Origin of the sequence: Salinibacterium sp. M195, assembly GCF_019443965.1 — a bacterium.
Taxonomy (GTDB): domain Bacteria; phylum Actinomycetota; class Actinomycetes; order Actinomycetales; family Microbacteriaceae; genus Rhodoglobus.
In genome coordinates this window covers 2,379,775-2,400,815 of the sequence record NZ_CP040814.1, presented here as the reverse complement: position 1 = coordinate 2,400,815, position 21,041 = coordinate 2,379,775, and the positions used below count along the sequence as shown (strand labels likewise).

General features: G+C 59.9%; 20 protein-coding genes. 16 read left to right on the top strand and 4 right to left on the bottom strand.

Going from position 1 to position 21,041, the window contains the following annotated elements:
* Window positions 1-29 precede the first annotated feature (29 nt).
* From FFT87_RS11500 to rbfA, 7 genes are all read left to right on the top strand, one after another.
* On the top strand, window positions 30-1,088 hold the full coding sequence (locus FFT87_RS11500) for an alpha/beta fold hydrolase (protein WP_219948851.1): 1,059 nt from the start codon (window positions 30-32) through the stop codon (window positions 1,086-1,088).
* Window positions 1,089-1,128: 40 nt separating this feature from the next.
* The gene (gene ispG / locus FFT87_RS11495) at window positions 1,129-2,277 is read left to right on the top strand and encodes a flavodoxin-dependent (E)-4-hydroxy-3-methylbut-2-enyl-diphosphate synthase (RefSeq protein WP_219948850.1); all 1,149 of its coding nucleotides are present in this window, start codon (window positions 1,129-1,131) and stop codon (window positions 2,275-2,277) included.
* Window positions 2,278-2,295: 18 nt separating this feature from the next.
* Window positions 2,296-4,077, top strand: a complete 1,782-nt coding sequence (locus FFT87_RS11490) for a proline--tRNA ligase (RefSeq protein ID WP_219948849.1) — start codon at window positions 2,296-2,298, stop codon at window positions 4,075-4,077.
* A gap of 74 nt (window positions 4,078-4,151) precedes the next feature.
* A complete protein-coding gene (gene nusA / locus FFT87_RS11485) occupies window positions 4,152-5,153 on the top strand; it encodes a transcription termination factor NusA (protein ID WP_219948848.1) in 1,002 nt (333 codons plus the stop codon).
* A 47-nt stretch (window positions 5,154-5,200) separates the two neighbouring features.
* Window positions 5,201-5,566 (top strand): YlxR family protein, encoded by a 366-nt coding sequence (locus FFT87_RS11480; RefSeq protein ID WP_370628552.1) that lies wholly within the window; start codon window positions 5,201-5,203, stop codon window positions 5,564-5,566.
* A gap of 91 nt (window positions 5,567-5,657) precedes the next feature.
* Window positions 5,658-8,444: a translation initiation factor IF-2 gene (gene infB / locus FFT87_RS11475; protein ID WP_219948846.1), complete on the top strand. Its 2,787-nt coding sequence runs from the start codon at window positions 5,658-5,660 to the stop codon at window positions 8,442-8,444.
* Window positions 8,445-8,570: 126 nt separating this feature from the next.
* Window positions 8,571-9,071: a 30S ribosome-binding factor RbfA gene (gene rbfA / locus FFT87_RS11470; protein WP_219948845.1), complete on the top strand. Its 501-nt coding sequence runs from the start codon at window positions 8,571-8,573 to the stop codon at window positions 9,069-9,071.
* On the opposite strand, the gene FFT87_RS11465 is transcribed toward rbfA, so the two are convergent.
* Together FFT87_RS11465 and FFT87_RS11460 are read right to left on the bottom strand one after the other, a co-directional pair.
* On the bottom strand, window positions 9,068-9,952 hold the full coding sequence (locus FFT87_RS11465; RefSeq protein WP_219948844.1) for an A/G-specific adenine glycosylase: 885 nt from the start codon (window positions 9,950-9,952) through the stop codon (window positions 9,068-9,070). The two genes, rbfA and FFT87_RS11465, sit on opposite strands and share 4 nt — an antisense overlap.
* A 12-nt stretch (window positions 9,953-9,964) precedes the next feature.
* Window positions 9,965-10,966 carry a ketopantoate reductase family protein gene (locus FFT87_RS11460; protein WP_219948843.1) on the bottom strand — a complete coding sequence of 334 codons (1,002 nt, stop codon included), beginning with the start codon at window positions 10,964-10,966 and terminating at the stop codon, window positions 9,965-9,967.
* 137 nt (window positions 10,967-11,103) lie between these two features.
* Here FFT87_RS11460 and truB point away from each other — a divergent pair, with 137 nt between their 5' ends.
* The 4 genes from truB to FFT87_RS11440 are packed head-to-tail and all read left to right on the top strand — an operon-like array spanning window position 11,104 to window position 13,850.
* Complete coding sequence (gene truB / locus FFT87_RS11455) at window positions 11,104-12,093, top strand: tRNA pseudouridine(55) synthase TruB (protein WP_219948842.1); 990 nt, start codon at window positions 11,104-11,106, stop codon at window positions 12,091-12,093.
* Window positions 12,086-12,454 (top strand): hypothetical protein, encoded by a 369-nt coding sequence (locus tag FFT87_RS11450; protein WP_219948841.1) that lies wholly within the window; start codon window positions 12,086-12,088, stop codon window positions 12,452-12,454. The genes truB and FFT87_RS11450 overlap by 8 nt, the downstream gene beginning before the upstream one ends.
* 24 nt (window positions 12,455-12,478) lie before the next feature.
* Complete coding sequence (locus FFT87_RS11445) at window positions 12,479-12,892, top strand: hypothetical protein (RefSeq protein ID WP_219948840.1); 414 nt, start codon at window positions 12,479-12,481, stop codon at window positions 12,890-12,892.
* 1 nt (window position 12,893) lies between these two features.
* Window positions 12,894-13,850, top strand: a complete 957-nt coding sequence (locus tag FFT87_RS11440; protein WP_219948839.1) for a bifunctional riboflavin kinase/FAD synthetase — start codon at window positions 12,894-12,896, stop codon at window positions 13,848-13,850.
* Between the two features lie 11 nt (window positions 13,851-13,861).
* Here the strand turns inward: FFT87_RS11440 and FFT87_RS11435 are convergent, their stop codons facing one another.
* Entirely contained in the window at window positions 13,862-14,131 is a 270-nt protein-coding gene (locus tag FFT87_RS11435; protein ID WP_219948838.1) for a hypothetical protein, read from the bottom strand.
* A 90-nt stretch (window positions 14,132-14,221) separates the two neighbouring features.
* On the opposite strand from FFT87_RS11435, the gene FFT87_RS11430 reads away from it, so the two are divergent.
* Complete coding sequence (locus tag FFT87_RS11430; protein ID WP_219948837.1) at window positions 14,222-15,469, top strand: CynX/NimT family MFS transporter; 1,248 nt, start codon at window positions 14,222-14,224, stop codon at window positions 15,467-15,469.
* On the opposite strand, the gene FFT87_RS11425 is transcribed toward FFT87_RS11430, so the two are convergent.
* On the bottom strand, window positions 15,466-16,437 hold the full coding sequence (locus FFT87_RS11425; RefSeq protein ID WP_219948836.1) for an ROK family protein: 972 nt from the start codon (window positions 16,435-16,437) through the stop codon (window positions 15,466-15,468). The two genes, FFT87_RS11430 and FFT87_RS11425, sit on opposite strands and share 4 nt — an antisense overlap.
* 190 nt (window positions 16,438-16,627) lie before the next feature.
* Between FFT87_RS11425 and FFT87_RS11420 the strand changes: the two genes are divergently transcribed.
* From FFT87_RS11420 to FFT87_RS11405, 4 genes are read left to right on the top strand one after another with little or no spacing between them, the layout of a single operon-like run.
* Window positions 16,628-17,572, top strand: a complete 945-nt coding sequence (locus FFT87_RS11420; protein ID WP_219948835.1) for a sugar-binding transcriptional regulator — start codon at window positions 16,628-16,630, stop codon at window positions 17,570-17,572.
* Window positions 17,569-18,582 (top strand): deoxyribose-phosphate aldolase, encoded by a 1,014-nt coding sequence (deoC, locus tag FFT87_RS11415; protein WP_219948834.1) that lies wholly within the window; start codon window positions 17,569-17,571, stop codon window positions 18,580-18,582. Before FFT87_RS11420 ends, deoC begins: the two co-directional genes overlap by 4 nt.
* 8 nt (window positions 18,583-18,590) lie before the next feature.
* Complete coding sequence (locus FFT87_RS11410) at window positions 18,591-20,102, top strand: aldehyde dehydrogenase family protein (RefSeq protein ID WP_219948833.1); 1,512 nt, start codon at window positions 18,591-18,593, stop codon at window positions 20,100-20,102.
* Window positions 20,099-20,956, top strand: coding sequence for an aldehyde dehydrogenase family protein (locus FFT87_RS11405; protein WP_219948832.1), 858 nt, complete (start codon window positions 20,099-20,101; stop codon window positions 20,954-20,956). The genes FFT87_RS11410 and FFT87_RS11405 overlap by 4 nt, the downstream gene beginning before the upstream one ends.
* The last annotated feature ends 85 nt before the right edge of the window (window positions 20,957-21,041 follow it).

Sequence of the window (21,041 nt, the reverse complement as noted above, 5' to 3'; positions counted from 1 at the left end):
CCCGCAGTCTCACCAACTAAGGACACCCCATGGCAACTCTTCTTGACGGAATCGTTCAGCACAGCGTCACAACACCGCGCATTGTCGCTTCGGTGTTCGAGCGTCCAGCTGACAACGCAACCTCCACGGTGGTGTTCGTGCATGGAAATGTGTCGTCGTCGCTGTTTTGGCAGCCGACGATGCTTGCTCTGGAGAGCAGCGTTCGTGCGCTCGCTATCGACCTTCGCGGCTTCGGCGATACGCAAACCTTGCCAGTGGATGCCACGCGGGGCGTTCGTGACTTCTCCGACGACATCGCTTCCGTGCTCGACGCCCTCGGCATCGACCGGGCGAGCTTCGTCGGCTGGAGCATGGGCGGCGGAGTCGTGATGCAGTTCATGCTCGATCACGCCGACCGTGTCGATACCGTCTCGTTCGTGTCACCTGTTTCGCCCTTCGGCTTTGGCGGTACGAAGGGCGCGAATGGCGAGCTTCTGGCTCCCGAGTGCCCGGGCACCGGCGGCGGGGGAGCGAACCCCGATTTTGTGGCCCAGCTGAACGCGGGCAACACGACCGACGATTCTCCGGCATCCGCTCGCCTGGTTTTCCGCACGGCTTATGTTGCGGATGCTGCAGCCCACACCGAACTCGAAGACCTGTGGGTGGAGTCGATGCTCACGACCGCGACCGGCGAAGGCAACTACCCTGGCGATTCGGTCGCCGTTGAGGCGTGGCCCGGCTTTGGCCCTGGCGGTCGTGGAGTACTCAACACTATGACTCCCGACCATTTCAACGTCAGTGGCATCACTGAGCTAGCGACGAAACCACGAGTGCTGTGGGTACGCGGTCTGAACGACGCGATCGTGTCGGATGCCTCTGGTTTCGATCTGAACTTCCTTGGCCAGTTGGGAGTGATTCCGGGCTGGCCCGGGGCTGAGGTTGCTCCGCCGCAGCCGATGATCGAGCAGACCCGTGCCGTTTTCGACCGCTATGTCGCCAATGGCGGCGAATATACGGAACTCGCGTGGGAAAACTGCGGCCATTCTGCCCACCTCGAGCGCCCAGCTGAGTTCGTTGAGGCACTCACTGCTCATCTCGCCGCGCGCTAGCGTTCCGCAGATGTTCAGGAGTCGGCTTTAGGATGGGGTAGTGCCAGCAATCAATCTTGGAATGCCGAAAGTTCCCGAAGTCCTCGCTCCCCGTCGCAAGACCCGCCAAATCAAAGTGGGTTCGGTAGGCGTCGGCAGTGACTCGCAGGTCAGCGTTCAGTCGATGACCACGACGCAAACGACGAACATCGACGGAACTCTTCAGCAGATTGCCGAACTCACGGCATCGGGCTGCGACATCGTTCGCGTTGCCGTTCCCCACCAGGACGACGCTGATGTGCTGCACATCATCGCGAAGAAGAGCCAGATTCCGGTAATTGCCGATATTCACTTTCAGCCGCGCTACGTTTTCTCGGCGATTGATGCTGGAGTGGGCGCCGTGCGCGTCAACCCCGGTAACATTCGCAAGTTTGACGACAAGGTTGGCGACATCGCCAAGGCCGCGAAGGATGCCGGGGTGAGCCTGCGAATCGGTATCAACGCCGGTTCGCTCGAGCCGAGCCTGCTGCAAAAATATGGCAAGGCTACTGCTGAGGCGCTCGTCGAGAGCGCGGTGTGGGAGGCAAGCCTCTTTGAAGAGCACGACTTCCACGACTTCAAGATCTCGGTCAAGCACAATGACCCCATCGTGATGGTGAAGGCGTATCGCATGCTCGCTGAGCGCGGTGACTGGCCCCTGCACTTGGGCGTCACCGAGGCTGGCCCGGAGTTTCAGGGCACCATCAAGAGCGCGACTGCCTTCGGCATCCTGCTCTCTGAAGGCATCGGTGACACGATTCGTGTTTCGCTGTCAGCACCCCCCGCCCAAGAAGTGAAGGTCGGGTTGCAGATTCTGCAGTCGCTAAACCTTCGTGAGCGCAAGCTCGAAATCGTCTCGTGCCCCAGCTGCGGTCGCGCTCAGGTCGACGTGTACAAGCTCGCTAACGATGTCACCGAGGGTCTCGAAGGCATGACCGTCCCGCTGCGCGTTGCCGTGATGGGCTGTGTCGTCAATGGGCCAGGTGAGGCTCGTGAAGCTGACCTCGGTGTTGCCAGTGGTAATGGCAAGGGTCAGATCTTTGTGAAGGGTGAAGTCATCAAGACGGTGCCAGAATCTGAGATCGTTGCGACGCTTATCGAAGAGGCCAATCGCATCGCAGCCGAGATGCCTGCCGGTGAGATCGGTACTCCGCAAGTACTGACCCCGTAGCGCCACTAACATTGAGACGTGTCTACACGTCTTTCTCAACTCTTTGTCCGCACGCTCCGCGAAGATCCCGTCGATGCTGAGGTAGCCAGCCACCGCCTTTTGGTGCGTGCCGGCTACATCCGCCGTCAGGCTCCTGGTGTCTTTGCGTGGTTGCCGCTTGGTCTCAAGGTCCGCCGCAAGATTGAGGCGATCATCCGCGACGAACTCGAATCGTTCGGCGCTCAAGAGGTGCACTTTCCGGCGCTGTTGCCGCGGGAGCCTTATGAGCTGACGGGGCGCTGGACTGAGTATGGCGACGGTATTTTCCGTCTCCAGGATCGCAAGGGTGCCGACTATCTGTTGGCCCCGACGCACGAAGAGGTCTTCACGCTGCTCGTGAAAGATCTTTACTCGAGCTACAAAGATTTGCCACTTTCGCTGTATCAAATTCAGGACAAGTACCGTGATGAGGCGCGCCCGCGTGCCGGCCTTCTGCGCGGTCGCGAGTTCACGATGAAAGACAGCTACTCCTTCGATTACACGGATGCCGGCCTCGACCTGTCGTATCAGCAGCACCGTGACGCTTACGAGCGCATTTTCACTCGCCTCGGTCTCGAGTACGTCATTGTGTCGGCGGATGCTGGAGCGATGGGTGGTTCGAAGAGTGAAGAGTTCTTGCACCCCACCCCCGTGGGTGAAGACACGTTCGTTCGCACCGCTGGCGGATATGCGGCAAACGTTGAGGCGTATCGCACGACGCCGCCTGAAGCGCTGCCGATTGACGGCTTGCCCGCGGCGCTAATTTTCGACTCGCCGAACACACCGACGATCGAGACGCTTGTTGCGCTCGCTAACGAGCAGCAGCCGCGCGAGGATCGCCAGTGGACAGCGGCAGACACGCTTAAAAACATTGTTCTTGCGCTCAAATCGATCGACGGATCTCGTGAGCTCGTTGTCGTTGGTCTTCCCGGTGACCGTGATGTCGACCTCAAGCGTGCCGAAGTCGCCTTCGCCCCCGCTGAGGTTGAAGCTGCAACGGCTGAAGACTTTGCTGCGCTAGCCAAGCTCGAGGGAAACCCCGGCTTCGTGAAGGGTTACATCGGTCCGTGGTCCCCTGAGGGCGCGGTGCTGGGTGAAAAGTCGGCAACCGGTGTTCGTTTCGTGCTCGATCCTCGCGTCGTTGACGGCACGCAATGGATTACGGGCGCAAATCTCGACGAGAAGCACGTGCTTGGTCTTGTTGCCGGTCGTGATTTCGTCGGCGACGGCATCGTTGAGGTGTCGGATGTTCGTCCTGGCGATCCTGCTCCCGACGGCAGCGGCCCCATTGAGACTGCTCGCGGTATGGAGATCGGACACGTGTTTCAGCTCGGCCGCAAGTATGCCGAAGTTCTCGGGCTCAAGGTTCTCGATGAGAACGGAAAGCTCGTCACCGTCACGATGGGTTCGTACGGCATCGGTGTCACGCGCCTGATGGCAGCGATTGCGGAGACCACCAACGACGGCAAGGGCCTCTTGTGGCCCAAAAACATCAGCCCGTTTGACGTGCACATCGTCGCTGCGGGCAAGGACGCTGTTGTCTTCGAGACCGCTGAGAACCTGGTCACCTCACTCGAAGCCGCAGGCCTTGATGTGCTCTTCGACGATCGTCCCAAGGTTTCTCCCGGCGTGAAGTTCGGCGACGCCGAGCTACTCGGTGTGCCCAAGATCGTGATTGTCGGCCGCGACGCCGCCAATGGAATGGTCGAGGTCTGGGATCGCATTACGAACGAGCGCACCAGCACGAGCATCGACGAGGTTGGTGCGGCGCTGCTCAAATAAGGCGGCTAAACTAGCCTATTCGGATCCAGTAAGGATCCGATTTATCACCCCTAAATGAATATCGGAGGCCCTCAATGGATATCGACTTGAGCGTGCTGCGCATGATGGAGCGCGAACGAGAGATACCGTTCGACGAACTGGTGCAGATCATTGAGCAGGCAATCATGAGTGCCTATCTCAAGCATGTTGAGGCTCCCGAAGGCACGGTTGCAGAAGTTGCGCCGACGGCACGGGTTGTTCTTGACCGCAAGACTGGCCACGTCAGTGTGTGGGTTCCTGAATATGACGACGAAGGTGCCGTTATCGGCGAGGCTGAAGATAGCCCAAGCGATTTCGGGCGCATTGCGGCGTTTGCAGCAAAACAGGTCATCAACCAGCGTCTTCGCGACATTGGTGACGACAAAGTTCTTGGTGAGTTCAAGGGTCGTGAGGGAGACATCGTTGCCGGTGTAATCCAGCAGGGTCCCAACCCGCGCATGATTCACATCGACCTGGGCACGGTGGAAGCGATTATGCCTCCAGAAGAGCAGGTGCCGAGCGAGGAATACAAGCACGGTTCTCGACTCCGCGTCTACGTCACGGCCGTGAACAAGGGTGACAAGGGTCCTCAGATCACGGTCAGTCGCACTCATCCGTCGCTCGTTCGCAAGCTCTTCGCCCTTGAGGTTCCGGAGATTGCCAGTGGACTGGTGGAAATCACCTCGGTTGCTCGCGAGGCAGGTCATCGCACCAAGATGGCTGTTCGCGCCACAGAGGCAGGCATCAACGCCAAGGGTTCGTGCATTGGTGAACTCGGTCAGCGTGTTCGAGCAGTCACTGCAGAGCTCAACAACGAGAAGATCGATATTGTCGACTACTCGGAAAACCTTGCCACCTTTGTTGCTAACGCGCTCTCGCCCGCAAAGGTATCGAGCTCGTATGTGATCGACGAGGCGACCAAGGCAGTTCGTGCACTCGTGCCCGACTACCAATTGTCGCTAGCGATTGGCAAAGAAGGCCAGAATGCTCGATTGGCCGCCAAACTCACCGGCGCGCGCATCGACATCCAGCCAGACTCGATTCTCGACGAAGAATAAATGCATCGTGCGTGTCGGCTCTTGTCTCACGACGGGGAAGGGCCGACATGCCGCACGTGGCCGCAGCATCTTCTGGCATGAGGGTGCGGGGGGGGAGTGCGCGATTGCAGAGTAGGGGTATCATGGGTGCAGTAAGAACGTGTATTGGCTGTCGCGCGAGCGGCAGCAGATCCTCGTTACTGAGGGTTATCGCATCTCACGGTGCGGTTGTGGCCGACCAATCGGCCACACTTCCGGGTCGCGGTGCGTGGCTTCACCCCACATCCACTTGTTTTGATTCTGCGGTCAAACGCAGAGCTTTTACTCGTGCGTTGAAGGTGGATTCAGCACTAGATACCGGAGCACTTCTTTCAGTGTTAGCTGAATATGAGGCGGGGCATCAACCGATGTCCCCTAACGAACAGGCTGATTGACCTATGGACAACTAATGAGCGGCTCGAAATGAGTTCCGTCCGTAATTAGAGGCCTGCCCCCTGTCTGGGAGCAGGCTCAGACAGGAGAAAAGTGGCTGCCAAACCACGCGTACACGAAGTTGCCGCCGAAGCAGGCGTCGATAGCAAGGCTGCACTAGCGAAGCTCAAAGAAATGGGCGAATTCGTTAAAGGCCCTTCGTCAAGCATTGAACCGCCCGTCGCACGACGGTTGAAAGCTGCTCTCGAAGCAGACGCCGCGAAAGCCCCAGCAGAGCCCGAGAAGCCCAAGGCTGCTCCCAAGGCCGAGCCTAAAGCTGCGCCGAAACCCAAGACGCCCGTACCAAGTGCGCCGACCCCGGCAACAGTTGCTCAAGAAGCTCCTGCTGTCGAGTCCGAGCCCGAACCCACTCACGAACCAGAAGAGGGTGCGGCGCCCGCACCGTTGACGGTCGCTGAGCGTCAGGCTCAGGCACTTGCTGCAGAGAAGGCTTTGGCCGCGGAGAAAGCATCCGCTGAGTCAGGGGAGAAGCCCGCAGGTAACGCTGCTGCCGCTCCGAGTCCTTCCTCTGTTCCTCGTCCGGGCACGCCCCGTCCGGGAAATAACCCCTTCGCTTCTAATCAGGGAATGGGACGCCCCGCTGCTAGCGGCGGTGCTGGTAGTTCGATTCCTCGCCCAGGCGCACCTCGCCCCGGTCTTCCTCGTCCAGGATCGCCGCGTCCCGGTGCTCCTCGTCCAGGATCGCCGCGTCCCGGTGCTCCTCGTCCAGGAGGACCCGGTCAGGGAACTCGTCCCGGTGGCTTCGGTCAGCGTCCAGGCGGCCCCGGTGCTGGTGCTGGCGCACGTCCAGGCGCAGCGGGAGCCGGTGCACGCCCAGGTGGCGCACCTAACAACTTTGGTCCGAACCGTCCGCCAGCTGGCGGACGCGGTCGTGGCCCCGGCGGAGGTACCGCAGGTGCCTTCGGCCGTGGTGGCGGCAAGAGCAAAGCACGTAAGTCGAAGCGGGCGAAACGGGCAGAGTTCGAGCTGAGAGAGGCCCCTTCGCTTGGTGGCGTTAGCGTCCCCCGCGGAAATGGCAAGGAAGTTATTCGCCTTCGTCGTGGCGCTTCAATAACCGACTTTGCCGACAAGATCGACACAAGCCCCGGAAACCTCGTCACTGTGCTGTTCCACTTGGGACAAATGGCTACGGCAACGGAGTCTCTCGATGAGGCAACGTTCGGCATCCTGGGTGATGAGCTCGGCTTCAAGATCGAAATGGTTTCTCCTGAAGAGGAAGACCGCGAGCTCCTGCTCGGCTTCGATATGGACCTCGATCAAGAACTCGAAGACGAATCAGAAGACGAACTTGTTATCCGTCCTCCCGTCGTCACGGTCATGGGTCACGTCGACCACGGTAAGACCAAGCTCCTCGACGCCATCCGTAACGCCAACGTTGTTGCTGGCGAAGCCGGCGGCATCACGCAGCACATTGGTGCCTACCAGGTCGTCAAAGAGCACGATGGCTACGAACGTCCCATCACGTTCATTGACACCCCCGGCCACGAAGCGTTCACCGCTATGCGTGCTCGTGGTGCCCAAGTCACCGACGTTGCCATCCTCGTGGTTGCTGCTGACGACGGAATCATGCCCCAGACGGTTGAAGCACTCAACCACGCTCAGGCAGCAAACGTTCCGATCGTTGTCGCAATCAACAAGATCGACAAAGAGGGCGCAAACCCGGCCAAGGTACGCCAGCAGCTCACCGAATTCGGCCTCGTTGCCGAAGAATACGGTGGAGACACCATGTTCATGGACGTCTCGGCGCTCAACAAGATCGGTATCACCGAGCTTCTTGACGCTGTGCTCCTGACCGCGGATGCTGGACTCGACCTGCGCGCAAACCCCAACAAGGATGCTCGTGGTGTTGCGATTGAAGCCAAGCTCGACAAGGGTCGCGGTGCTGTTGCTACCGTGCTCATCCAGTCGGGAACGCTTTCGGTCGGAGATCCGATCGTTGCCGGTACCGCTTACGGTCGCGTTCGTGCAATGTTCGACGAGAACGGCGATTCGGTCCTCAAAGCTGAACCGTCGCGTCCCGTTGCTGTGCTTGGTCTGACCTCAGTGCCCAAGGCCGGCGACGTGTTCTTGGTTACCGACGATGACCGCATGGCTCGCCAGATCGCTGAAAAGCGCGAAGCAGCAGAGCGCAACGCAATGTTGGCTCGTAGCCGCAAGCGCATCAGCCTCGAGGACTTCACGAAGGCCCTCGAAGATGGCAAGGTCGAATCGCTCAACCTCATCATCAAGGGTGACGTTTCGGGTGCTGTTGAAGCCCTCGAAGAGTCGCTGCTCAAGATTGATGTCGATGACTCGGTTCAGCTGCGCATCATCCACCGCGGTGTTGGTGCTGTTACCGAGAGCGACATCAACCTCGCCACGGTCGACAACGCGATCATCATTGGATTCAACGTTCGCCCCGACCCGAAGGCACGCGAACGTGCCGCTCGCGAAGGCGTCGACGTTCGTTTCTACTCGGTCATCTACGCAGCCCTCGAAGACGTCGAGAACTCGCTCAAGGGAATGCTCAAGCCTGAGTTCGAAGAAGTTCAGTCTGGTGTTGCCGAGATCCGCGAGATCTTCCGCTCCTCCAAGGTCGGAAACATCGCTGGTGTCATCGTGCGCTCGGGAACGATCACGCGAAACGCCAAGGCACGAGTTATCCGCGAAGGTGTCGTCGTTGGCGACAACCTCGCGATCGACTCACTGCGTCGCTTCAAGGATGACGTCACTGAAGTTCGTACTGACTACGAAGCCGGTATCGGACTTGGTAAGTTCAACGACATCCAAATCGGTGACGAGATCGAGACAATCGAAATGAAGGAAAAGCCGCGGGTCTAGCTCGTTGGCTTATGACGGCAACCTGAGCAGGAAGCGGAGCTACGCAGGCTCCGCAAGCTTCCTGCTCAGGTTGCCGTCAACGCCTCGGTACACCCCGAGGCAGCACAAGTTATAGAAGGAGTAGAGATGGTTGACGCAGCTCGTGCGGCGAAAATGGCCGACCGCATCAAGGTGATTGTTGCGAAGACACTAGAGCGTGGCATCAGAGATCCGAGACTGGGGTTTGTCACGATTACTGACGTTCGCGTCACTGGTGATTTGCAGCATGCTTCCGTTTTCTTCACCGTCTATGGCTCAGACGAAGAACGCCTCGAGAGCGCGGCTGCTCTGAAGTCCGCGACCGGACTGGTCCGCCGCGAGGTGGGCAAGAACCTCACCGCGCGCTTGACTCCGTCAATCGAGTTCATTCCCGACGGTATTCCGGAGAATGCGGCGTTGATTGACTCGCTTCTCACTGAAGCGCACCAGCGCGACGCCTCAATTGGTTCGCTCAAGCAGAATGCGACCTACGCCGGCGACGAAGATCCCTACGTTAAGCCTCGCGACCTTGCTGCTGAAGAGGAAGCAGCAGGCTTCGACGATGACGACGACGATGATGACGCGGTCTACGTCAGCAAAGACGACTAAGGCAGCTCGTAGTCAGAATCGACCCGCACGACAAGACCGTCTCGCAGTAAGCCGTTGAGTGCCCGCTCGCGCTGCTCGCTCTCAGCCCACACCTGAACTATTTCGGCTGCCGAAACGGGCACGTCGCTGGCACGCAGCTCGGCCAAGATAAGCCCCCGAACTTGGCGATCTGAGCCCTCGAAACGTTTCTGAGTTGCCTGACGTTTACCTTCATATGGTGGGTAGCCCGTCGCGCGCCACTGGCACAGGTTTTTCACCGGGCAATCTTCGCACAGCGGCTTTCGCGCCGTGCAGACGATAGCCCCCAGTTCCATTACCGCAGCGTTGGTGGCTTGAGCCTCTCTCGCATCAGCCGGAAGTAGTTCTTCCATCGCAGCGAGGTCCCGTTTAGTCGAGGGCGGCCCAGCCTCGCCCTGCCCGAGCACAGCGCGGGCAATGACTCGCCGAACGTTCGTATCGACGACCGGATGGCGGTGACCATAAGCAAAAGCAGCGACAGCCCGCGCGGTGTAGTCTCCGATGCCGGGCAGAGCCAAGAGCGAGGGGATGTCCTCAGGCACAATGCCCCCGTGCTGCTCGGTGATTGCCGAAGCGGCAGCGTGTAGGTTCAGGGCCCGGCGGGGGTAGCCGAGTCGTTCCCAGGCTCGTACCGCGTCCCCCGGAGCGGCAGCGGCGAGATCTGCGGGCGTTGGCCAGCGCTCGAGCCACTGGGCGAGTCGGGGGATAACGCGCACTACTGGAGTCTGTTGCAGCATAATTTCGCTGACGAGGATGCCCCATGCTCCGAATCCGTCATGGCGCCACGGGAGATCCCGGCCCTGCGCGGCAAACCACTCGCGAATCAGAAGAGTGAGTTCGTCGGCCGTCGACTCAGTGCCCACGCGCGATCGCCCTTACGCCTTCAGCGCCGCGTAGCGGGCCGAAACCTCGCCAGCGGAGAAGAACGCGCCCTTGGCCTCTACGGCGTGCACAAGTTCGACCATAAGCGCATTCACTTCCGCACCGCGATCTACCGTCGCCGCTGCGCGAACGACAGCACCGTTGAGGGCGTCAACTTCGCTTGGTTGACCGCGGCGAATGCTTTGGAGCGTTGATCCCGGGTTGGGAGTGATCCCCATGCGTCTCGACATCTGTCCGGGCAATAACTCGCCCAGCCACAGCGGAGACCGTGCAAAATTACGCAGTCGGCCATGAGTGAGCCCCTGCAGCGTCTCAAAGCGGATGCCAGTGGCAAGACCAACGCGCACCGTCTCTCGCATGCTTGCCGTCATGACGCGACGCAACGCGGAGTTTGAGACGACGGACTGCACGCTTGTTCCGGTGATGGCGGGCAGTGCATTGACCTGGTTGATGACCAGCTTCGTCCACTGAGCGCCGCGGAAATTGGGGACCGCAAAAGTCGGCATGACGTCGTTGAGGATGCGCGCGGCATAGCGAGCAGGAACATCGTTCTCTCCGGCCACTCCGAGATAACTGGGGCCGGCGGCAGTCACATGAATTTCGCCGGGGGAGAGAAATGATGACGCAAACGTCGCAAGACCGCCAATGATGTCTGATCGTGGCGTCGCACGCTGTGCCGTCTCGAGCGAGTCAAGGCCGTTCTGAAAAATGACGACAGGAACATTGCGGAGATGTGCCACATTGTCGCGAAGAGCCTGTTCCGCATCATGCGCTTTAGTGGCGACGATCACCAGCTCATTGACGCGCGTCAGCGTCGCTGCTGCGCGCATTCGCGAGGTGCTTTCGCCCCATGCCCCGGTGAGGGCAAGGCCTGATTGGCGGATGGCGTCAAGGTGGGCCCCGCGTGCCGTCACTTCTACATCGTGACCAGCGCGAGCTAGCAACGCCGCAATGGCGCCGCCAACGGCACCCGCCCCAATGATGCCAATTCGCATAGTCGAAGTCTAAGTGCACAAGCACGCAAATCAGGGGGCAGTCGCGTCGCGGTGTCGATGCGTGCGTGAGGTGCGAGAGAATTGGCTAAAGTTGTTGCGCTGCCCATCCGGGGCCGCTGGGTTCGGGAGGTGCAGTCATGGCGAAGCCGCCACGCAATCCTGCCAGCGGAATTCTGTTCATTGACAAACCCCAGGGCATCACGAGTCACGGTGTTATTTCCCGTGCTCGGGCATCCGTCGGCACTCGCAAGATTGGCCACGCGGGCACTCTCGATCCGATGGCGACCGGTCTTCTTGTTCTCGGTGCCAACAATGCCACGCGTTTACTCACTTATCTGGTCGGTCTCGACAAGCAGTACTTGGCCACGATTCGTTTGGGAGCATCCTCGAACACGGATGATGCTGACGGCGAACTTTCGGAGCCAGCGGACGCCGTGGCGATCGCGGCGATCACCAACGACGACATTGCTGAAGCGGTAACTCAGTTCACGGGCGCGATTATGCAACGGCCGAGTTCGGTGAGCGCTATCAAGGTGGATGGCCGTCGCGCCTACACGCTGGTGCGTTCAGGGGAAGAAGTAGTGCTGGCCGAGCGGGCCGTAACAATTTCTGCTTTCGACGTTCTCACGGTGAAACGTGGTGAGTTTGTGGATGTGAACGTTCGTGTTGACTGCACGTCTGGCACCTACATTCGTGCCCTTGCCCGTGATCTTGGTGAAGTTTTGGGAGTTGGTGGTCACCTCACCGCGCTGCGGCGAACCAGAGTCGGGCCGTTCACGGTCGACACCGCGTGCACGCTCGATGACGATCTCGAGACTCGCCTGGTTGCGCCAGCAAAGGTCGCTGGCACGCTCTTTGACACAGTAGAAATCTCTGACGACGAAGCGTTTGATCTCTCGCGGGGGCAGCAGATTCCTTTGGGGCCTGTTGGCGCTGGCCCTCTTGCCATTGTGAATTCAGCCGGCCGGTTGGTTGGCCTGGCGGAAGTCGTCAACGGGCGCACTCGCATTCTCTCCAATTTTCCGGTTGATGCGGCGGCAGCCCCGGTCGAGGCCGAGGCGGATAGTTCTGCCGAATCGGTGAAACCCGGAGCTGGCTCTGTGAAAGGCGCGTCGAGCGATGGTTGAGTGGTTCGTTTGGGTGCAGATTGTGATTGCGGTACTCGCCGGCGTTGCGGCCATTGTCGTCGGATTCGCGGGGGTTAAACCTAACGACTACACCCTGGGCGCCACACTCCTCGTCGAGGCGCTCTTGGTGGTGCAGTTGGTGATGGCAATCATTGCCCCGCTGGCCGGGAACGTCGCTACCGGTAGTGCCTTGGAGTTCTGGATCTATTTGGTTTCGGCGATCCTCATTCCACCGGCGGCGGTCATGTGGGGGCTCATTGAGCGCAACCGTTGGAGCAGCGTCGTGCTCGGCGTTGCGTGCCTCTCGATTGCCGTGATGGTTTACCGCATGAGCCAAATCTGGTTTGTGCAATTGGCCTAGGCCAGAGCGCCTAAAGTTGATTCGATGACTAGCAAGAGTTCTACTACCACTGCGGGCGTTGGTCGCGTGCTCATTGCCGTCTATGCGGTGATGGCATTGGCCGCTACAGCGCGCTCGCTTTTTCAAATCGCGACCAAGTTTGATGACGCACCGATTGCCTATCTCCTTTCGGCGGCAGCTGGCGTTGTCTACATCGTCGCTACTGTTGCGCTTATCCGCTCTGGACAGCGCTGGTATCGCGTCGCCGTGATCGCGATTGTCTTCGAACTCGTGGGGGTGCTCACGGTCGGAACGCTCAGCCTCGTCGATGCGGTGTTGTTCCCGGCAGATACAGTGTGGTCAGCGTTTGGCGCTGGCTACCTCTTTGTGCCTTTGGCTCTTCCGATTCTTGGCCTCGTGTGGCTCTATCGGGTGCGTATTTCTCAGGAGAGTCGCTGACATGGACGTGTTTGATTCACTGGGCACCGTGCCGAAGTCGTATGGTCAAGTGGCGGTAACGATCGGCAAATTTGATGGCGTGCATAGCGGCCATCGTGCGGTGCTCGCTCGATTGCGCGACGTAGCTGCTTCCCACGATCTGCGCTCCGTCGTTGTCACTTTCGATCGCAACCCGATTAGTCTGCTGAACCCGGCGGCGTGCCCAACGGCGTTGCTCAGTACAAAACAAAAGCTTGAGCGGCTTGCGACAACCGAGGTCGACGCGACTCTCGTGTTGGCGTTTGACCGCGCGCTCAGCGAGGTGCCGGCTGACGACTTTGTCGCGACAGTTCTTGCCGGGGCTCTCGATACCAAGGTAATTCTGGTCGGTGCCGACTTTCGGTTTGGTGCGCGCGGAGCTGGTGATGTTGCCTTGCTCCGTGAACTCGGTGACAAGCACGGCTTCGAGGTCGTTGTGGTCGACGACATTGCGCTCGAGGAGGGTCGGCGCGTTTCCTCAACGTTCGTGCGCGAACTTCTTGCGGAGGGTCGCGTTGCGGAGGCGGCGCAATTACTCACGGCAGCGCATTCGGTGCGGGGAGTGGTCGTACTCGGCCAGCAGCGTGGGCGCGAACTCGGGTATCCGACCGCTAATCTCGAACGAAACCCGGAGGGATTCATTCCCGCAGACGGTGTGTATGCCGCCTGGCTCGTCGTCGATGGTGTTCGTTTCGCGGCAGCGGTATCAATCGGCAACAACCCGACGTTTGACGGGGTGCCTGAGAAGCAAGTTGAGGCTCACGCCCTGGATCAAGACTTTGATATCTACGGAAAGCGCGTAGAGATTGAGTTCGTGGAATACGTTCGGGGAATGGTGAAGTACACCACTGTTGATGCCCTAGTCGAGCAGATGTGCCTCGATGAAGTTGCCGTGAGAGAAATCTTGGGCGTCCCCGCGAAAGCGACGCCCAAGAAGTAGTTTGGTGACAGTTAGCCCTTGACGAGCTTGCTGAGGGGAACCTTCACACCATTCTTGAGGTTCTCGACTACATCGTCTGGCACATTGCCGACGAGTGGCAAGTTGAGGTCTTTTGCCCAATTGGCGACAGTGTCAAGAATCGTGTCGGTGTCGAGGCCCTGCAGGGTTGGCTGGATACCCTCCCAGATGGGCTCGAGGGCTTCAACGTCGAGTCCCTTGCCTTTTACTAGACCTCCAACGACGTCACCGATGTCACCGAGATCGAATCCGCTGTTACCCATGTGTGTCTCCTGAGTTGTCGGCCGACACGAGTTGTCGACGATACCCACCATCGTAGGGGTCGCGATAAAACTAGCCGTAGACTCGTGCGAATGATCACTCCCTCGCGCACTCTCTGGAGAGGGCGTCTTCTTGCGCTGGCTGGCATACTCTTTGTCGCCCTCAACGTGCGCACCGCGGTCGCGGCGATTTCTCCCATTATTGGCGTGATCGAGAATGATATTCCGATTTCTAGCCTCGGACTCGGTGTGCTCGGGATGTTGCCGCCGATCGCTTTTGCGATTGCGGGAATCGCCGCTCCGGCACTTGCTCGCGCCAGGGGTCTTGATGCCAGTCTGCTGATTGCGGCGGCGTTGATGGTTGCGGGGTCGAGTATTCGGGCCGTGAGCGATGACTACCTGGTGCTCGCTCTCGGCAGCTTTATCGCTCTTGCCGGAATGGGAGTGGGCAATGTTCTTCTCCCTCCCGCCGTCAAGAAGTACTTTCCTGACCGCCTGGCTACGGTCACGGGCGGCTACGTCATGCTTATCTCGCTTGGTGCCGCAATCCCGGCGTTCTTTGCCGCACCCATCGCGGGGGTTTCAGGTTGGCGAGTTTCGGTTGCTGTCTGGGCTGCTCTTGCACTGACTGCATTTGTTCCTTGGTTTGTGCTGACGCTTCGTGGCCGCAATGCCAAGCGTCGTGCGGTCAGCGACGCAAGCATTCTCCCGTTGACACCGCATATTTCGGTGTGGGCCGTTGCCCGTTCCAAGACGGCGTGGGCGATCACGATCGCGTTCGCTGTGTCGTCGATCGGGTTCTATTCCTTCTTTGCGTGGCTTCCCGAAATCCTGATCGAGTCGGCACAGTTCACCCCGGTGCAGGCAGGGGCGATGCTGTCGCTGTTCGGTCTGATCGGCATTCCGTTGGGCATCCTGAGCCCGATTCTCGCCAGCCGCATTTCTAACATCGGGCTGGTGATTGCCGGGGGAGTGCTCGCCGGTGTGGCCGGATATCTGGGGCTCGCCTTGGCTCCCACCACGGTTACGTGGCTGTGGGTGACACTCGTCGGTATCGGGTCAATACTGTTCCCGCTGTGCCTTGTGCTCATCAACCTGCGCACGCGTAGTCACGAAGGCTCTGCCGCGCTCAGCGGATTTGTTCAAAGTGTTGCGTACACGGTTGCCGCGCTCGGGCCATTTGCCGTCGCGCTCGTGCGGGAACTGAGCGGCGGCTGGGTGTGGCCGCTCATGTTCTTGCTCGTGACAAGTCTGATGGCGCTGGTCAGCGCCGTCATGCTGAGCCGTCCCAGTTTCGTTGAGGACGAACTGCGCATACCGACTGCCGAGTTCGACAGTTAGCTAGTTGCGCCCTCTAACGCTGAGTTGCTCAGCCGCTCGGGGTGATGAACCAGCGACGCCGCACCGATCAGCGGGCCATCGCTCGAGAGCCCAGAGGCGACGACGCGCACTTTGGTGATGAACGGGAACGGTGTCCGATCGGTGATCGCTTCAGCGACGAGGTCAATGTAGTCGGCGGCGACGTGCGAGAAACCGCCACCGATCGCGACGAGTTCGAGGTCTACGAGAGCCGTTGCTGAGGCGATGCCATGGCCGACGGCACGAGCTGAGCGGCGCACCGCACTAATCGCGATCTCATTGCCCGCTGCGTAGTCCGCCGAGAGTTCTTCACCGGTCGATCCGGTCCAGCCGCGAGCTTGCGCCCACTCGACAGTCTTCGGGCCAGAGGCGACCGCCTCGACGCAGCCGGTACCGCCACAACCGCAGACGACAGTTTCTCCACCGACTTCAACGTGACCGAAGTGGCCACCGTTTCCGGTGGGGCCGTCGATGAGCTGGTTGTCGAGGATGAGGCCACCTCCAACGCCGGTCGACACAACCATCCCCATGAAGTACTTCACACCCTGGGCTGCACCGATCCAGTGTTCGGCCAGGGCGATGCAGTTGCCATCGCCGCGGAGTGCTACGGAAATGCCAGGAAGCTCTGCTTCCACGAGAGTACGAACGCCATAGTCGCGCCAGGCGGGCAAGTTGAGGGGGGATACCTCGCCGCGAGAAACCGAGATGGGGCCGGCGCTTCCGATGCCCACGCCGAGCAGTTCGGCGCCATCCGGCAGAGCGGCGGTTGACTGGCGCACGACGGTGAGCACACTCTCGGCGAGTTGATCACTCGAGGAGGCGCGACCGGTGGGGGCACGGAAGCGGCTTGCCGCGAGAACGACGCCGTTCGGGTCGACGAGGGCAGCCTCGACTTTGGTGCCGCCGATGTCGATGGCGAGGGCATAACGATTCGATGTGGTGGTGGTCACGGCATCAACCTTATTGGGTGCAGGCGGTCGCGAGTACACCCAGAGGAGCGTTCGAGTGGTATTCAGGTTGACGGTGTTTGCTGCACATGTGCGCATCACCACTTCGCGCGCGCTGCTCATCTGCGCACACGTCCCCGCATATGTTGCAAGTTGGCGTGTCTGACTCTATCGTTGACGACAGGAGGCAACAGTGGATGAATCAACCGAACTCTTGGCTGTGCGTGTTGCCGAGCTCTATTACGAAGAGAACAAGACTCAAGACGAGGTAGGTGCCCTCTTGGGTATCACTCGGTGGAAGGTCGGTCGACTCCTTACGCGCGCTCGTGAAGTGGGAATCGTACGCATCGAGATCATTCACCCTCGTGCCCGTCGACTCGATGTCGAACGCCAACTACGAGACCGCTTCGGGCTCAAGGATGCAGTCGTTGTTCCGCTGCCAACCGATGATGAAGAGGTGAGTCCTCGCGTCGCTCAAGCCGCTGCAGACTATCTCGCAGCAGTGCGCCCCATTCCTCGAACTCTCGGGGTGAGCTGGGGCCGCACGCTCGACGAAGTCGCCCGCCTCCTTGCTCCCGGCTGGACCGTTGGCGTGCAGGTCGTCCAAATCAACGGTGGCGTGAGCCTCAACAGCAAGCAGGGCACCGCTGCCCAGACTGCCGTCACAATCGCACAAAAAGGGCACGGTCAAGCAACGCTGCTGCCGATCCCTGCAATCTTGGAACAGGTTGAAACGAAACGTGCGATCGAACGTGACCGCGCCGTTGCGAGCGTTCGAGCGCTCGGTGCTTCGGCATCCGCCTATTTGTATAGCGCCGGGGTTGCCGGAGCAAGCTCCGTGCACGTCGACAGTGGCTACTTGACTGAAGCGGATGTCGATGAACTTGTTTCTCAAGGTGCCGTCGGAGATGTTGTCGGCCGCTACATCGATGCCCAAGGCGAGATCGTTGACACCGCGCTCGATGAGCGCACGGTAGGGATCGGTCTTGATGAACTCCGTGCTGCAGAGCACGCAATTTTTGTCGTCGCAGGCGACGCTAAACATGACGTCGCGCGCGCCGTCGTTACGAGTGGGTTGTGTTCCGTCATCGTCACCGATGAGGCCACCGCCCACGCCCTTCTGGAGGAAACCACATGACAATCGAACAGGCCATCGCGCTCGCTCCTGCTGAGCGCGCGGTCAATCTCATCGGTTCAGATCTGACCGAAAAGTCTCTCAAGCTTCACCTTGAGGGGCTATCAGGCGTCGACGCAGTTGGGCTCGAGCAGCGTGCTGCCGGTCTCGGCACTCGCTCGATCAAGACCACGTCAAAGGCGTGGGCTCTCGATACCATCATCAAGCTCATTGACCTCACGACACTTGAAGGCGCTGACACCCCAGGCAAGGTGCGCTCCCTGGCAGCGAAAGCAATGCTGCCTGACCCCTCGGATGCTTCGACCCCACGGGTTGCTGCTGTCTGCGTCTATGGCGACATGGTTCCCTACGCGGCAGATGCACTTGGCTCGGCATGGTCGAACGGCTCAGACAACGGAATCAACGTTGCCGCTGTTGCCACGGCATTCCCGAGTGGTCGCTCATCGTTGCCGATCAAGATCATGGACACCAAGGAAGCCGTCGCCAACGGTGCAGACGAAATCGACATGGTCATCGACCGTGGCGCCTTCCTGTCTGGCAAGTACGGGGTTGTCTTCGACCAAATCGTTGCCGTCAAAGAGGCGTGCCGCCGTGATGATGGTACCTACGCTCACCTCAAAGTGATCCTCGAAACCGGCGAGCTCAACACCTACGACAACGTGCGCAAAGCATCATGGTTGGCGATCTTGGCTGGGGGAGACTTCATCAAAACCTCCACCGGAAAAGTCGCGCCGGCCGCCACGCTACCCGTCACTCTCCTCATGCTTGAGGTTGTGCGCGACTGGCACCTCCTCACGGGAGAAAAGATTGGCGTCAAGCCTGCTGGCGGCATCCGCACGTCCAAAGACGCGATCAAGTATCTCGTCACCGTCGCTGAGACAGTCGGAGAAGAATGGCTTCAGCCGCACTTGTTCCGCTTCGGCGCATCCAGTCTTCTCAATGACGTTCTTCTTCAGCGTCAGAAGCTCACCACCGGCCACTACTCCGGCCCCGACTACGTCACGATCGACTAAGGCACACCATGACTGAAAACAACAAGGCTCTGACGACGAAAGCACCAAGCTTTCTCGACTACGCGCCAGCCCCAGAATCGACTTCGATTCTTCATCTGAAGAAGCACTACGGTCTCTTCATCGATGGTGAATTTGTGGATGGTCGTGGAGACGCGTTCACGACCATTTCGCCCGCAACCGAGAAAGAGATTGCCTCGATCTCCAACGCCAACAACGCTGATGTGGATGTCGCTGTTGCGGCAGCGCGCAAAGCGTACGACCGCACGTGGTCGAAGCTTTCTGGCGCAGACCGCGGCAAGTACCTCTTCCGCATCGCGCGCCTCGTGCAGGAGCGGGCTCGTGAGCTTGCGGTCGCTGAGAGCCTCGACAACGGAAAGCCGATCAAGGAGAGCCGCGACGTTGACGTACCTCTCGTCGCTGCGTGGTTCTTCTACTACGCCGGCTGGGCAGACAAGCTCGACTATGCCGGCCTCGGCCCGAACCCGCAATCGCTTGGCGTTGCTGCTCAGGTAATCCCATGGAACTTCCCGCTACTCATGCTCGCGTGGAAGATTGCTCCGGCGCTCGCCGCAGGCAACACCGTCGTGATCAAGCCAGCGGAGACGACTCCACTGAGCGCAATGATTTTCGCTGAGATCTTGCAGCAGGCCGACTTGCCCAAGGGCGTTGTCAACATCGTGACGGGTGCTGGGGAGACGGGCAGCGCGCTCGTCAACCACCCCGACGTTAACAAGGTTGCCTTCACCGGCTCAACCGGTGTTGGTCGTGCAATCGCCAAGTCCATTGCGGGCAGCGGCAAGAAGGTCACGCTCGAGCTTGGCGGCAAGAACGCCAACATCGTCTTCGACGACGCTCCCATGGATCAGGCCATTGAGGGCATCGTCAACGGCATTTTCTTCAACCAGGGGCACGTCTGCTGTGCAGGCTCGCGTCTTCTGGTTCAAGAGAACGTTCACGACGAAGTTGTTGACCGTCTCAAAGCGCGACTCTCGACCTTGCGCATGGGCGACCCGCTCGACAAGAACACTGACATTGGCGCGATCAACTCCAAAGCTCAGCTCGACCGCATCCGTGAACTCAGCAATGTCGGCGAAGCCGAAGGTGCCGAGCGGTGGACCGCCGGCTGTGCGATCCCCGAGAACGGATTCTGGTTCGCGCCGACGATCTTCACGAACGTGTCGACCTCAAGTCGCATCGCTCGCGAAGAGGTCTTCGGGCCAGTACTGAGCGTGCTGACGTTCCGCACCCCGGCAGAAGCCATCGCCAAGGCCAACAACACGCCCTACGGGCTTTCTGCGGGCATCTGGAGCGAGAAGGGCTCCCGCGTACTTGCGGTCGCTGACAAGCTGCGTGCTGGCGTCATCTGGGCTAACACGTTCAACCGTTTCGATCCTGCGTCGCCATTTGGCGGCTACAAGGAGAGTGGCTACGGCCGCGAGGGTGGCCGTCACGGACTGGCCGCTTACCTAGAATCCGCTGGATGGGCCGCGCCCGCCGTCACGAAAGGTAGCAAGAAATGACCCGTCTCACGGTTCCTAAGACCTACAAGCTCTACATCGGTGGCAAGTTCCCGCGCAGCGAGAGCGGTCGCACCTATGAGGTAGCAACCAAGAAGGGCGTGTTTCTCGCGAACGCGTCACTGGCAAGCCGTAAGGACGCTCGGGATGCGGTCGTCGCCGCCCGTGCTGCTGTCAGCGGCTGGTCGGGTGCTACTGGCTACAACCGCGGCCAAGTGCTCTACCGCATTGCAGAGCTCTTGGAGGGTCGTCGCGAGCAGTTCATTGACGAGCTAATGGCAACAGAGGCGCTCTCAAAGCCGGCAGCGACCACCCAAGTCGACACCGCCATCGATGCGTGGGTTTGGTATGCCGGCTGGGCTGACAAGTACGTTCAGGTGGCGGGAAACGGAAACCCCGTGTCTGGCCCGTACTTCAACCTTTCCACGCCAGAGCCCAGCGGCGTTATCGCCATCGTTGCGCCTCAGGATTCATCGTCGTTGTTGGGCCTTGTGAGTGTCATTGCTCCGGCGCTCGTCAGCGGAAACACTGTTGTCGTTATCGCTCACCAGGGCGCACCGCTCAGCGCGATCAGCCTCTCTGAAGTTCTTGCGACGAGCGACGTTCCCGGCGGTGTCGTCAACATCCTCACGGGGTCACCGGCCGAGATCGCGCCGTGGCTTGCCAGTCACGCGGACGTCAACGGTATCGATCTCGCTGGAGCGGAACAGCTCGAGTGGGTTGATCTCCAGATCGCGGCTGCCGACACGCTTAAGCGCGTCTCCGGGCCGGTTGTCGGAGTTCCTGCACCATCCGTTGAACGCATCGTTCAGTGGACCGAAACTAAGACTGTTTGGCACACGAAGTCTCTGATTTAGCCGAGAAGTGCGGCGTGACTGTTGCCCAATCTGAGAATCTGCGGATACTTGCTGGGTAATGAATTTTTCACGCCGCACTCTTTCT

Bases quoted from the DNA above. Each gene is read 5' to 3' on its own strand.
- FFT87_RS11430 (WP_219948837.1), top strand. From the start codon at position 14,222: ATGATCACTCCCTCGCGCACTCTCTGGAGAGGGCGTCTTCTTGCGCTG.
- FFT87_RS11500 (WP_219948851.1), top strand. From the start codon at position 30: ATGGCAACTCTTCTTGACGGAATCGTTCAGCACAGCGTCACAACACCG.
- FFT87_RS11440 (WP_219948839.1), top strand. From the start codon at position 12,894: ATGGACGTGTTTGATTCACTGGGCACCGTGCCGAAGTCGTATGGTCAA.
- nusA (WP_219948848.1), top strand. From the start codon at position 4,152: ATGGATATCGACTTGAGCGTGCTGCGCATGATGGAGCGCGAACGAGAG.
- rbfA (WP_219948845.1), top strand. From the start codon at position 8,571: ATGGTTGACGCAGCTCGTGCGGCGAAAATGGCCGACCGCATCAAGGTG.
- FFT87_RS11410 (WP_219948833.1), top strand. From the start codon at position 18,591: ATGACTGAAAACAACAAGGCTCTGACGACGAAAGCACCAAGCTTTCTC.
- FFT87_RS11460 (WP_219948843.1), bottom strand. From the start codon at position 10,966: ATGCGAATTGGCATCATTGGGGCGGGTGCCGTTGGCGGCGCCATTGCG.
- FFT87_RS11480 (WP_370628552.1), top strand. From the start codon at position 5,201: ATGCCGCACGTGGCCGCAGCATCTTCTGGCATGAGGGTGCGGGGGGGG.
- deoC (WP_219948834.1), top strand. From the start codon at position 17,569: ATGACAATCGAACAGGCCATCGCGCTCGCTCCTGCTGAGCGCGCGGTC.
- FFT87_RS11405 (WP_219948832.1), top strand. From the start codon at position 20,099: ATGACCCGTCTCACGGTTCCTAAGACCTACAAGCTCTACATCGGTGGC.
- FFT87_RS11435 (WP_219948838.1), bottom strand. From the start codon at position 14,131: ATGGGTAACAGCGGATTCGATCTCGGTGACATCGGTGACGTCGTTGGA.
- truB (WP_219948842.1), top strand. From the start codon at position 11,104: ATGGCGAAGCCGCCACGCAATCCTGCCAGCGGAATTCTGTTCATTGAC.
- FFT87_RS11450 (WP_219948841.1), top strand. From the start codon at position 12,086: ATGGTTGAGTGGTTCGTTTGGGTGCAGATTGTGATTGCGGTACTCGCC.
- FFT87_RS11445 (WP_219948840.1), top strand. From the start codon at position 12,479: ATGACTAGCAAGAGTTCTACTACCACTGCGGGCGTTGGTCGCGTGCTC.